Annotated in this window: 14 protein-coding genes, 1 rRNA gene and 1 pseudogene; 14 read left to right on the plus strand and 2 right to left on the minus strand. The window is 43.6% G+C overall.

Annotation, left to right across the window (positions count from 1 at the left end):
• Positions 1 to 11: 11 nt before the first annotated feature.
• Positions 12 to 125: ribosomal RNA gene (gene rrf / locus H0266_RS18980) — 5S ribosomal RNA — on the plus strand.
• Positions 126 to 182: 57 nt separating this feature from the next.
• Here rrf and H0266_RS18985 read toward each other — a convergent pair.
• A pseudogene (locus H0266_RS18985) lies at positions 183 to 1034 on the minus strand (NAD-dependent epimerase/dehydratase family protein).
• A gap of 171 nt (positions 1035 to 1205) precedes the next feature.
• Between H0266_RS18985 and H0266_RS18990 the strand changes: the two are divergent.
• From H0266_RS18990 to rsmI, 11 genes are all read left to right on the plus strand, one after another.
• Complete coding sequence (locus tag H0266_RS18990) at positions 1206 to 1388, plus strand: sigma factor G inhibitor Gin (protein WP_181474022.1); 183 nt, start codon at positions 1206 to 1208, stop codon at positions 1386 to 1388.
• A gap of 125 nt (positions 1389 to 1513) precedes the next feature.
• Positions 1514 to 2944: an aminotransferase class I/II-fold pyridoxal phosphate-dependent enzyme gene (locus tag H0266_RS18995; protein WP_246364274.1), complete on the plus strand. Its 1431-nt coding sequence runs from the start codon at positions 1514 to 1516 to the stop codon at positions 2942 to 2944.
• Positions 2941 to 3579, plus strand: a complete 639-nt coding sequence (gene tmk / locus H0266_RS19000; RefSeq protein WP_181474024.1) for a dTMP kinase — start codon at positions 2941 to 2943, stop codon at positions 3577 to 3579. Before H0266_RS18995 ends, tmk begins: the two co-directional genes overlap by 4 nt.
• Positions 3580 to 3620: 41 nt before the next feature.
• Positions 3621 to 3950 carry a cyclic-di-AMP receptor gene (locus H0266_RS19005; RefSeq protein ID WP_181474025.1) on the plus strand — a complete coding sequence of 110 codons (330 nt, stop codon included), beginning with the start codon at positions 3621 to 3623 and terminating at the stop codon, positions 3948 to 3950.
• 346 nt (positions 3951 to 4296) lie between these two features.
• A complete protein-coding gene (locus H0266_RS19010; protein ID WP_181474026.1) occupies positions 4297 to 4737 on the plus strand; it encodes a YaaR family protein in 441 nt (146 codons plus the stop codon).
• A gap of 14 nt (positions 4738 to 4751) precedes the next feature.
• On the plus strand, positions 4752 to 5738 hold the full coding sequence (holB, locus tag H0266_RS19015; RefSeq protein WP_181474027.1) for a DNA polymerase III subunit delta': 987 nt from the start codon (positions 4752 to 4754) through the stop codon (positions 5736 to 5738).
• 7 nt (positions 5739 to 5745) lie between these two features.
• A complete protein-coding gene (locus tag H0266_RS19020) occupies positions 5746 to 6573 on the plus strand; it encodes a PSP1 domain-containing protein (RefSeq protein ID WP_181474028.1) in 828 nt (275 codons plus the stop codon).
• A gap of 16 nt (positions 6574 to 6589) precedes the next feature.
• Complete coding sequence (gene yabA, locus H0266_RS19025) at positions 6590 to 6940, plus strand: DNA replication initiation control protein YabA (RefSeq protein ID WP_181474029.1); 351 nt, start codon at positions 6590 to 6592, stop codon at positions 6938 to 6940.
• Positions 6941 to 7075: 135 nt separating this feature from the next.
• Positions 7076 to 7819 (plus strand): tRNA1(Val) (adenine(37)-N6)-methyltransferase, encoded by a 744-nt coding sequence (locus tag H0266_RS19030; RefSeq protein WP_181474030.1) that lies wholly within the window; start codon positions 7076 to 7078, stop codon positions 7817 to 7819.
• Positions 7809 to 8099 carry a GIY-YIG nuclease family protein gene (locus tag H0266_RS19035; protein ID WP_181474031.1) on the plus strand — a complete coding sequence of 97 codons (291 nt, stop codon included), beginning with the start codon at positions 7809 to 7811 and terminating at the stop codon, positions 8097 to 8099. Before H0266_RS19030 ends, H0266_RS19035 begins: the two co-directional genes overlap by 11 nt.
• On the plus strand, positions 8077 to 8949 hold the full coding sequence (rsmI, locus tag H0266_RS19040; RefSeq protein ID WP_181474032.1) for a 16S rRNA (cytidine(1402)-2'-O)-methyltransferase: 873 nt from the start codon (positions 8077 to 8079) through the stop codon (positions 8947 to 8949). The genes H0266_RS19035 and rsmI overlap by 23 nt, the downstream gene beginning before the upstream one ends.
• 133 nt (positions 8950 to 9082) lie before the next feature.
• Here the strand turns inward: rsmI and abrB are convergent, their stop codons facing one another.
• Positions 9083 to 9361 carry a transition state genes transcriptional regulator AbrB gene (gene abrB / locus H0266_RS19045; protein WP_181474033.1) on the minus strand — a complete coding sequence of 93 codons (279 nt, stop codon included), beginning with the start codon at positions 9359 to 9361 and terminating at the stop codon, positions 9083 to 9085.
• A 419-nt stretch (positions 9362 to 9780) separates the two neighbouring features.
• Here abrB and metG point away from each other — a divergent pair, with 419 nt between their 5' ends.
• The gene (gene metG / locus H0266_RS19050) at positions 9781 to 11739 is read left to right on the plus strand and encodes a methionine--tRNA ligase (RefSeq protein WP_181474034.1); all 1959 of its coding nucleotides are present in this window, start codon (positions 9781 to 9783) and stop codon (positions 11737 to 11739) included.
• Positions 11740 to 11795: 56 nt separating this feature from the next.
• Positions 11796 to 12566 (plus strand): TatD family hydrolase, encoded by a 771-nt coding sequence (locus H0266_RS19055; RefSeq protein WP_181474035.1) that lies wholly within the window; start codon positions 11796 to 11798, stop codon positions 12564 to 12566.
• The last annotated feature ends 145 nt before the right edge of the window (positions 12567 to 12711 follow it).

Here is a 12711-nt window from a genome sequence, read left to right on the forward strand (position 1 = left end):
ACCTTATATGATGTGGTGGTGAAGGCGAAGAGGTCACACCTGTTCCCATGCCGAACACAGCAGTTAAGCTCTTCAGCGCCGATGGTAGTCGGGTTTACCCCCGTGAGAGTAGGACGCCGCCACGTCATTTGAAAAAACCCCTTAGAAGATTCGTTCTTCTAAGGGGTTTTTTGTTTCGTTATTTATTTTAGCTTTACATAGTCTCTCCATTGATGAACAGGTTGCCAGTCCAACGCTGTTTTGGCTTTCTTGTTCGATAAGAGCGTTTCGTAGCCATGAAGTTCTTCTCGAAAATCGTGGACCTCAGGGAAAGCAGTAGCCATCAATTCATCACTACTCACATCCATGCTCGTGTCGTCAGCGGCAATGTTCAATTCAATTGCACCGAGGTTGTCGTTTTCGATAGCTAATCGAAAGGCAGTAGCTGCATCCCTTGCATCGATGTAGCTCCAAAGGATCGTTTTTCTCTGTTCGGGGTCGTGAATGAAGTCTGGGAACATGTCGTACATGTTTGGCGTAATGATGTTTCCTAAGCGTAAGGATACAACAGACATGCCTGTGCGGTTATTAATCATCTTTGCTGTCTGTTCGTTCACGATCTTCGACAATCCATAGCTATCTTCAGGACGTTGTGGGTGTTCTTCGTCGATGGGGACGTATTCTGGTTCAAGCCCTTTTTTAGAGAATACAATGCCGTAGGAGGATTCGCTTGAAGCGATGGCGCTCCTTCGAATACCAAGGGTACCTGCAGCCTCTAAGACGTTATACGTCGAGGTGACATTGTTTTGGAACGTGACTTCGTCTGGGTGGGAGTACGCGACGGGGATGGCGCCGGTGTGGATGACAGCTTCGGCGTCTTTTAACACGCCATAGACTTGTCCTAGATCCGTTAAGTCTGTGATGACGGTCGGGCATAATTCTTCATCAGGTTTTTTCACGTCTGCATTGATTACATCATATCCATGTTATATCAACTCTTTGATTACCCATGGACCTAGTAATCCACTACCACCTGTAACAACGACTTTCTTCATACTATTATCCTCCTCTATCTTTTGTTCACTTCTCTTCTCTATCGTAAACGGTTCCAACTTTTTCATAAAGCTAAGTGACTTGTACGGAGCAGTTTGATAGAAAAAGAAGTATAAATTTCATAGAGTCGGAGATACTAGGAATAAGCAAGAAAAAAGGGGAGGCGGAACGGAATGAAAAATAAAGATTGTTGCAGCATTTGTTCGAGTAGGACGGATGATGGAATCTATTTATTACGGGTATATATTTGTCACTCATGTGAAAAAGAAATGATACAGACGTCTGCAGACGATCCGAAGTATCAATATTTTATTGATCAAATGTCCAAAGCCCAACGATCGGTCATTGTATCTTAGTTCTAGTAGCAGCTATGAAAGCCATCTCATTCAAAGAGGTGGCTTTTTCATTTCTATGAAAATCGTGCAGATGGTTGTAAAACGATGTACAATCGCTAATAAGAGGAAATGAATGAGGGATGATAATGAAGCAAAATGAAACACCACTTTACGATGCCTTGATGGTCAATAAAGAAAAGAAGCCGATATCCTTTCATGTGCCAGGCCATAAGTATGGAAGGATTTTTTCTAATAAGGCAAAATCCACCTTTGAAAAGGTGCTGAATCTTGATGCGACAGAGATTACAGGATTGGATGATTTGCATGCCCCAGAGGGGATCATTGCAGACGCCCAACAGTTAGTCAGTCACTATTTTCAAAGTGATCGATCCTATTTTCTAGTAAATGGGTCGACAATCGGGAACTTAGCTATGGTTATGGCGGTTTGTCGACCAGGGGATCAACTGGTAGTTCAGCGGAACTGTCATAAGTCTGTCTTGAATGGACTAGAACTGGCAGGAGCTGAACCGATTTTCGTAGCACCGGAATGGGAAGAGGAGACGAATCGCTATAGTCTTGTGACGAAAGCGTCGATTGAAAATGCTTTAAAGCAGTATCCAGAAGCAAAAGGCGTGTTACTTACTTATCCTGATTATTTCGGTAGAGCTTATCCCTTAAAAGAGATTGCGCAGCTTGTACATGAACACGAGCTTCCTCTATTGATTGATGAGGCGCATGGTGTTCATTTCAAGGTATCGCCGTCCTTTCCAACAACGGCTATAGACGCGGGTGCTGATGTGGTCGTTCAATCTGCTCACAAAATGGCACCAGCGATGACGATGGCATCTTTTTTACATATGAAGACGAGGTATGTGGATGATCGCAGACTTCGCCATTATCTGCAAATGCTCCAGTCGAGTAGTCCTTCCTATACTCTGATGGCGAGCCTTGATTTGGCTAGACATTTTTTGGCGAACCTAAACGAAGAAGAGGTGGAGGCCGTATTTTCATTTGTTGAGCAAACACGGGAATTGTTTGCCACCTATGATCACTGGCGGGTGTTACCAGTAAGTATATGGGATGATCCGCTTAAGCTTATATTAGAGGTGAAGAGAAGCACGGGATTCGCAGTGGCAAAGGTGCTCGAGGAGTGTAGGATCGATCCGGAGCTTGCTACGACGGATCAGGTGTTGTTGACATTTGGGCTCGGTGAGAGTTTCTCAATACAGGAGTTGAATGAACGACTTACAGAGGTGGATTGTCGATTAAAAAAACAGCCGAAGCATGCTACAATAAAGGTAGATCAACCAACGATTCCATCCGTTCAATCGTTAGAAATGAGCTACTCGGATATGGATGACGTACCTACGGAGGAATGTTCGTGGGGGAAAGCCGCAAATAGCATTGCAGCCGAAGCCGTGATTCCCTATCCTCCCGGGATTCCAGTCATTATGAAAGGTGAGCGTATTTCTAACGAGCATATTGACTATATAGAGGCTCTGATCAAGCAGGGAGCCCGTTTTCAAAATGATGAAATTGAACATGGAATTCAAGTGTTTAAAGGAGAATCGATGTGACAGGATTGTTTGTAACGTTTGAAGGTGGCGAAGGAGCCGGAAAGAGCTCGGTGTTGAAAGAACTTGGCCATCAATTGAAAGAAGAAGGCTATCCGGTGCTTGAAACGCGTGAGCCAGGAGGCATCGAAATTGCTGAGAAAATACGCCACGTAATTCTAGAGCCCGCACACACAGCGATGGACAGTCGCACGGAAGCCTTATTATATGCAGCTGCCAGAAGACAACATTTAATCGAAAAGGTCATTCCAGCACTAGAGCAAGGAATGGTTGTGCTCTGTGACCGATTTATAGATTCTAGCCTTGCCTATCAGGGATATGCACGTGGTCTTGGCATGGATGATGTTTTTAAAATCAACGAATTTGCGATCGAGTCCTGTATGCCGGAGGTTACGTTCTTGTTTGATATCCAGCCGGAAAAGGGATTAGCACGAATTGAAGCGAATAAAGGAAGAGAGCAGAACCGTCTGGATTTAGAGAAGCTTGACTTCCACGAAAAAGTGTATCAAGCCTATCATACACTAGCGGCTCGTTATCCCGATCGTATCCAAGTCATTGATGCTTCCCCTTCGATTGAGACAGTGAAGCAAGCCGCATACGACAAGCTCCTTCCTTATTTACCATCCCTGAAGAAGTGAGTTTGTTATAATAGGATAAAAATACGAGGAGGATTTACTCCATGAAGATGATTGTTGCCGTTGTACAAGATAAAGATAGCAATCGTTTGACCGATGCGTTAGCTGAGAATGACATCCAAACGACAAAGTTATCGACGACGGGTGGTTTCTTAAGAGAAGGAAATACGACGTTTATGATCGGGTGTGATGATGACCAGGTCGACGATGTTCTTGGCGTCATTAAAGAAAACTGCAGTCAGCGTGAGCAGATGATCGCACCGATCTCGCCTATGGGCGGCAATGCGGATTCTTATATACCGAAACCTGTAAAAGTAGAAGTCGGAGGAGCGACCGTCTTTATTTTACCAGTCGAATCCTTCTTCCAATTTTAGAAATAGTTTTGTAAAACCTATCCCTCCTGCTTGTAAGGAATAAGAATGCTGACTTTTTTCCACCCCCTCCCATTGATTATTTAGTTTAAAGACTATGATTGAGGTAAGGGGGAGGTTATTTCTCAAACAGCTGTATTCTTATTGTTTCGTCCTTCTCTATATAGTTGGGTGGCCGAGGAAATGGTGAGACTCCTGCGGGATCTGCGGGACAGGTGAGACCCCGAAAGGCGAAGCCTGAGGAGGCTCAGCGCCCGCCCCGCGGAAAGCGAGCTATTTACTAGACCACCTTTCTCCATACTAGGAAGACGAAATCGCATCATACTGTTTAATATAAAGGAGTTTCACGATGAAAATAAGTCAGGACATGCGTACACAGATGGAATCGGCTCAGAAGCAGGCACCTCAGACATTAAAAGGGAAGCCGAACTTCGATACTCTTGTCCAATCCCAAAGTCGTCAATTGCAGGAAGCTCAGTTGAGTCAGCTCATGTCGAAAATTACGACGCAAGGAGAACGTGTCGCACGCCTTCGCTCATTCCGCGATTTAGCGAAGTATAAGCGACTCATCAAGGATTTTGTTAAAGAGTCAGTTCAATACGGAATGAACTTAAAACATTCTCGTAGCTGGAATCCGAATGGTCAAACGAGGAAGCTGACGATTGTCGAGTCCGTCGATGAGAAGTTGGCTGAGCTTACTGAAGCGGTCATGGACCAGGAAAAAGGCTCGATCGACCTGCTTGGCATCATTGGGGAGATCAAAGGTCTGCTGATCAATTTATATACGTAAGGACGGAAGGTAACATGCAGACATGGGAAGAGATGAAAGAGTTACAGCCACTGGCTGGTCAAATGCTCATGAATAGTTTCAAGAAAGACCGTATCTCCCACGCCTACTTGTTTCAAGGCAACCGTGGGACAGGCAAAAAGGACATGGCGCTTCTTTTTGCGAAAAGTATTTTTTGCAAAGAGAGAGAAGGGGCGGAACCGTGTCAACACTGTCGGGATTGCAAACGGATCGATTCTGGGAATCACCCCGATCTGCACTGGATTGAACCGGACGGTCAGTCGATTAAGAAAGAGCAAATTCTTCACTTACAGAAAGAATTCACATATACAGGGTTAGAATCAAATCGAAAAGTATACATTATTGTGGATGCCGATCGCATGACGATCAATGCTTCTAACCGTTTACTCAAATTTCTTGAGGAGCCCAGTCAGCAAACTACAGCGATGTTATTGACGGAAAGCGGGCAGACCATGCTAGATACCATCCGTTCCCGGTGTCAATTACTCGCTTTTCAACCATTGAATGCGAAACGTGTCGAAGAGAAACTTGTTCAGGAAGGCGTATCCGAGTCGAATGCCAAACTTTTGGCATCTCTCACGAATAATTTGACAGAAGCGCTTGAAATGAACGAGGATGAGTGGTTTGCTAATGTGCGAAAATTAGTGATACAATTAATTGAAGTGCTTCAAAATAAACCAAACGAAGGACTCTTATTTATCAACCATCAGTGGATGCCTCACTTTAAAGAACGAACTCAAATACAACGCGGTCTCGATGTGTTAATGCTCTGGTTTCAAGATGTGATCAATCAATATGTGGACCGGGATGATGCCATTGTTTTTGTCACAGAGAAAGAGAGATTGAACCAAGCAACGATGAGATGGTCTCGTCAATCAGCTGCTGCGTGTTTGACTTATGTTTTAGAGGCGAAGCAAAAGATAAATCAAAATGTCCATCCTAATTTAGTGATGGAACAACTTACCCTTCAACTACAGAGGTGATGATCGAATGATCGAAGTTGTAGGTGTCCGATTTAAACAGGCGGGAAAGATCTACTATTTTGATCCAGGCGGGCTTCAAATGACAACGCAAGATTACGTCATTGTCGAGACCGTTCGGGGAATTGAATTCGGAAAAGTTGTGATTGCTAATAAATCCGTGGACGAAGAGGATGTCGTACTGCCTCTTAAGAAAGTGATCCGTATGGCGGACGACAAAGATAAAGTCACCGTGGATGAAAACAAGGACAATGCCTCCGAGGCTTACCGTGTGTGTGAAAAGAAAATTCGCGAACATAAATTGGACATGAATCTTGTCGATGTTGAATATACATTTGATCGCAATAAAGTGATCTTTTATTTTACAGCCGATGGTCGTGTAGACTTCCGAACATTGGTGAAAGACTTAGCTTCCGTCTTCAAAACGCGTATTGAACTGCGCCAAATCGGGGTTCGTGACGAAGCTAAGATGTTAGGCGGAATTGGTCCATGTGGGCGTATGCTATGCTGTTCCACATTCTTAGGCGATTTTGAACCGGTATCAATCAAAATGGCTAAAGACCAAAACCTCTCCTTGAACCCAGCCAAAATCTCTGGCTTATGTGGTCGTCTGATGTGTTGTCTCAAATATGAGAATGATGACTATGAAGCAGCTAAAAAAGAGCTTCCTGATCTCGGTGAAAGCATTGCGACTTCTTACGGAAAAGGAAAAGTCGTCGGACTCAATATGCTTGAGCGAATGGTCCAAGTCGAATTTCGTGAAAAAGAACGTGTCCTTGAATATTCGTTGCAAGAGTTAATCGATGAAGGCGTCCTCCAAACCGAAGCTTCAGAATAAAAAGGTGGAGTCAAGCGTGAAGAAGAAAGCCATTTTTGAACAAGTATCTCACTTAGAAAGTCAAATCGGTGAACTGTATGAACAGCTGGGCGATTTGAAAAAACAACTAGCCTATTTATTGGAAGAGAATCAGCATTTATCGCTTGAGAATCATCATTTAAGACAACGTTTAGATCAAGAGAACGAACAAGAGTCGAAAACCTCATCCTCCGGTACCAAACAAGATCGTGGTGCTGTTGTTGGAGAAGGTTATGATAACTTGGCCAGGCTTTATGAAGAAGGGTTTCATATTTGTAACCTCCACTTCGGTAGTCCGAGAGACGAGGATTGCCTGTTCTGTCTATCGTTTTTGAATAAGAAAAAATAATCCCAGGTCCAAGCCTTTCCTTGATCCACTTGAGGAAGGGCTTTCTTTGTATCCTGTATTAGATCATCATCGGTGATCAGAAGAACAGGTTTTCGACTGAGTTGTTATATAGATATAAGAAAGGAACGGAGAAGCATGGTTCAATTGTATGGTGATGAACGAATTGATTTTTTACTAGCAGAAGAGAATATGCGTATCATTCAAAGCCCGACAGTGTTTGCCTTTTCTTTAGATGCTGTCGTCTTGGCTGATTTCACGTATGTACCGAAAACGCGTGGAAAGATTCTGGACCTTTGTACGGGCAATGGTGTCATTCCATTGTTTTTGTCAACGCGCTCTCAAGTACCGATCACTGGTGTTGAAATACAGGAACGCCTTTATGATATGGCGGTGCGCAACATAGAACTGAACGATCTAAAGGATCAGCTCGATGTGATTCATGGTGATTTAAAAGATATGCCCGCCCGTTATGGCAATAATAAGTTCGACCTCGTAACCTGTAATCCTCCCTATTTCCCTACGCCAAAGTCGGATCAAAAAAATATAAATGAACATTTAGCGATTGCAAGACACGAGATTCACTGTACGCTCGAAGATGTCATTCAGGCATGTAGTAAACTCGCAAAATCAGGTGGAAAAGTGTCGATGGTGCATCGGCCGGAGCGGCTTGTCGACATTATAACGTTATTCCGCAAACATAAGATTGAACCGAAACGGATGCGCTTTGTGTATCCGAAAGAAGGCAAGGAAGCAAACATCTTATTAATAGAAGGAACACGGGATGGAAAAGCAGGACTGGACATTCTTCCTCCTTTATATGCGTTAACAGAGTCAGATGAATATACCCCCGAGCTAAGGAAAATCTTGTATGGCGGATGATCATTATGTCTATATGCTACGGTGCAAAGATGACACCCTTTATACGGGATACACCAATGACCTTGAGGCAAGGATCAGAAAACATGAGTCCGGCAAAGGAGCTAAGTACACGAGGGGAAGAGGGCCGTTTGTTTTAGAAATAGCAAAAACCTATGATACGAAGGTTGAAGCCATGAAAGAGGAGTACCGCATCAAAAGGATGACGAGAAGTCAAAAAGAAAAGTGGTTATCCAATACAAAACAAGGAGGCGATCAGGATGAAGGTTCAGAAAAGCTTTAGTGATAAAAGTTCAAAAGGGACGTTATCAATCGTGCCTACCCCTATTGGTAATTTAGAAGATATGACCTACAGAGCTGTCAAAACGCTGAATGAGGTTGATGCGATTTGCGCTGAAGATACTCGCAATACGAAAAAGCTATTGAATCATTTTGATATTCACACGTTACTGGTGAGTTATCATGAACACAACAAGCATACCAAGGGGCCCCAACTGATTGAGCGTCTGGAAGCGGGCGAGTCGTTAGCTGTGGTGAGTGATGCGGGAATGCCGGGAATTTCGGATCCGGGTTCTGATTTAGTGGCTTTAGCGATTGAAGCCGATATTCCTGTAGTCGTCTTACCAGGTGCAAATGCAGCTTTACCGGCTCTTGCTGGTTCGGGTTTATCGACAGATCAGTTTTATTTTTGTGGCTTTTTGCCACGAAAAAAGAAAGACCGCGCTGAAGAGTTGGAACGGTTAAAGCGTTTGTCTGCTACACTCGTCTTTTATGAATCACCTCATCGTTTGAAAGAGATGCTTACGCATGCTTCTGAGGTATTGGGGGATCGCAACGCCTCACTTGCTCGTGAACTGACGAAACGCTATGAGGAGTTTGTTCGCGGAACACTGACTGAACTCGTCCAATGGGCGACAGAGGAACAGATTCGTGGTGAGTTCTGTGTGATTGTTGAAGGATCCGCGGAAAGAGAAGAAGAGGGGGACACTTGGTGGTCTCACCTTTCGATCGTGGAGCATGTTCATCATTATGTAGAAGAAGAGGACATGAAGAGTAAGGCAGCCATCAAACAAACGGCCCTTGATCGTAAATTGCCGAAACGTGAGGTTTACCAGGCTTATCATGTAGAATAAAGAAATCCCTTACTGTCAGTTCTGTGAACAGTAAGGGATTTTTCTATAACATATGTCTTAAGTCTAATGATTTTTTTAACCTAATCGTCTCAATAATCGTCTCTGTTTTTTTGATCTCTATTTTTTTATGTTTTTACTTGTTTAGTTGATCTTGAATCTCTGAAAGTAGCTTTTGAGCGCCTTCTTGGCTCAATACAAGGTTGCCATTTGCAAGTTTCATATTGTCGTCTGAAACTTCCCCAGTCACGTGGCAAGTCATGTTTGGCTTGTACTTTTTAAGAACGATGCGATCATCGTCTACATAAATTTCCAAAGCGTCTTTTTCGTTGATTCCAAGAGTACGACGAAGTTCAATCGGAATCACCACCCGACCTAGTTCATCAACTTTACGTACAATACCTGTAGATTTCATTTTTCTGTCTCCCCTCAATCAAAAGTTTTTTCGTCATGTTTCGACATATGTCTCGACATAATAGTACCAACCATTCCCAGACGTGTCAATTCTTTATAAGCGCAATTCCATTTCCAATCCCCGTTACCTATAGGGGTATATAAAAGGCTTAGAAAGATGGAAATGCAGAACTGAATCTGCGCTCAGAATTGATCTTCATACTCCATAAATGGTTGAAATAACCATCTATCTTTTACATATTATTTTACCAGAGTATTTACATATGTGAAATAGAGAGATGACGTTCTTTTTGACAATTTTAGCCTCTATTCGGTATATTTTAATGTTAGGAATGGAAATAAAGTAGATAAATCGATAGAATGAAACAATAACGAAAAAAGCATAAGAAGCATGCTTTAATCCATTGAGGAGGGAAAACGATGCCAGAGGAAAAAAACACCTTTTACATCACGACACCAATTTATTATCCTAGCGGCAACCTGCATATCGGACATGCCTACACGACGGTAGCGGGCGATGCTATGGCTCGATATAAACGATTACAAGGATACGAGGTCATGTACCTGACCGGAACGGATGAGCATGGCCAGAAGATCCAAAGAAAAGCGGAAGAAAAAGGCGTAAAGCCCCAAGAGTATGTCGATGAGATTGTGAGTGGAATCAACCAACTATGGGACAAGTTGGATATCTCCTATGATGATTTCATTCGTACAACACAAGATCGTCACAAGAAAGTGGTCGCAAAGATTTTTGATTACTTAATGGAAAAGGGCGATATTTATTTAGATGAGTATGAAGGTTGGTACTGTACATCCTGCGAATCGTTCTTTACGGAGCGTCAATTAGATGATGGCCACTGCCCTGACTGTGGAGGACCTGTAGAGAAAGTCAAAGAAGAGTCCTATTTCTTCAAGATGAGCAATTATGTCGATCAGCTTCTGGAGTTCTATGAGAACAACCCGAAGTTCATCCAACCGGAAAGCCGCAAAAATGAAATGATCAATAACTTTATTAAGCCAGGTCTTGAAGATCTAGCCGTTTCCCGTACGACGTTTGATTGGGGCGTTGGCGTTCCGGGGAATGCGAAGCATGTGATTTATGTATGGATCGATGCGCTTAGTAACTATATTTCAGCACTTGGATACGATTCTGATGATGACTCACGTTATCAGAAGTTCTGGCCAGCGGATGTTCAACTCGTTGGAAAGGAAATTGTCCGCTTCCATACGATCTATTGGCCGATTATGTTGATGGCGCTGGACCTTCCGTTGCCGAAGCAAGTGTTCGCACATGGATGGATTTTAATGAAGGACGGTAAGATGTCCAAATCCAAAGGGAACGTCGTCGATCCTGTTCAACTGAGTGATCGCTATGGACTCGATGCGCTTCGTTACTACCTTCTTCGTGAAGTTCCGTTCGGTAGTGATGGGGTCTTCACACCAGAAGCCTTTGTTGAGCGTACGAACTATGATCTAGCGAATGATTTGGGTAACTTGCTAAATCGTACAGTGGCGATGATCAGCAAATACTTCGATGGAGATATTCCTGAATTGACGCTTGGACAAGAAGAATTCGACCAGAATCTAGAACAGTTAGCGCAGGAAACGCGTATCTCTGTAGAGAATTCTCTAGAGAATATGGAGTTCTCTGTAGCACTTGCTGATCTGTGGAAGTTTGTCAGCCGTACCAATAAGTATATTGATGAAACACAGCCTTGGGTGCTTGCAAAAGATGAGCATCAAAAAGATCGCCTAGGCAATGTGATGGCTCACTTGGCCGAGTCTCTTCGTCAAATCGGTGTAATGCTGCAGCCGTTCTTGACTCAAACACCAGAACGTATCTTCAAGCAGCTTGGTATTCAAGAGGACACGCTGAAGACGTGGGAGAGTTTGAGTGAATTCGGAGCGATTCCGGCGGGCACAGCCGTTCAGAAGGATGACCCGATCTTCCCTCGTCTGGATGCCGAAGAGGAAACGCAAATCATCAAAGACATGATGAAGAAGCCGGAGCCTAAAAAAGAAGAGAAGAAACCTGTGAAAGAGGAGCAGGTAGAGGAAGTCACGATTGATGATTTCACCAAACTTGATTTCCGTGTCGCGGAAATAACAAAAGTAGAGAAAGTGAAGAAAGCAGATAAATTGTTGAAGATCCAACTAGATCTTGGGTACGAGCAACGCCAAGTCGTCTCCGGAATTGCCGAGCACTACGATATGGATGAGTTGCAGGGTAGAAAAGTGATTTGCATAACCAACTTGAAACCCGTGAAGCTCCGTGGAGAATTGTCTCAAGGGATGATTCTTGCTGGGGAAGACGAAAGTGGCAAACTAGCGTTAGCTTCCATCGACCAGACGATGTCGAACGGAACCAAAGTGAAATAAGAAAGAGAGGGAAGGCTTATGCTTTCCCTTTTCCTTTTTTGAAAGGTGGATGAAGAATGCTTTTTGATACACACGTACATTTGAATGCAGACCAGTTCGAGGATGATTTAGAAGAAACAATCGGGCGAGCACAGGAAGCGGGAGTCACATATATGACTGTCGTCGGTTTTGATCGAAAAACGATCCCGAAAGCGATTCAGATCGCTGAAGATCATGAACATATTTATGCTGCGGTCGGATGGCATCCCGTAGATGCAATCGATATGACAGATGAAGACCTAGCGTGGCTTGAAGAACTGTCCTCACACCCGAAAGTCGTGGCGCTTGGCGAAATGGGACTAGACTATCATTGGGATAAGTCACCAGCCGAGGTCCAGAAGGAAGTCTTCCGCAAACAGATCGCCTTGGCTAAAAAGGTTAAGATGCCGATTATCATCCACAATCGTGAAGCAACAGAAGACATCGTAGAGATACTGCGAGAGGAAAACGCTGCAGAAGTTGGCGGGATCATGCATTGCTATAGTGGACCACCAGAAATTGCGAAAGAATGCATCGAGATGAACTTCATGATTTCGTTAGGCGGCCCGGTCACGTTCAAGAACGCAAAGCTTCCAAAAGAAGTGGCGAAAGAAATTGACTTGAAGCACATGCTTGTTGAAACCGATTGTCCGTTTCTTGCTCCTCACCCGAACCGTGGAAAAAGAAATGAACCGGCATACGTCAAACTTGTAGCTGAACAGATTGCAGAACTGAAAGAAATCTCCTACGAAGAAGTGAGCGAAGTAACAACGGCAAATGCCCTCGAATTTTTCGGAATCAAGTCGTAATATAAAGGACTTTTGGTCTAATGTTAAAAACCAAGGGGTAAAATGTATGGGAATTGTAACATGTTTGTTATGTTAATCACGTAGGTAAAAATGCATAATAGAGGAGTCAGCAAATTCCATGCTGGCTCCTTTTTATGTGTAAGGG

Source organism: Halobacillus locisalis (assembly GCF_013694105.1).
In the GTDB taxonomy this organism is placed as follows: Bacteria; Bacillota; Bacilli; order Bacillales; family Halobacillaceae; genus Halobacillus; species Halobacillus locisalis.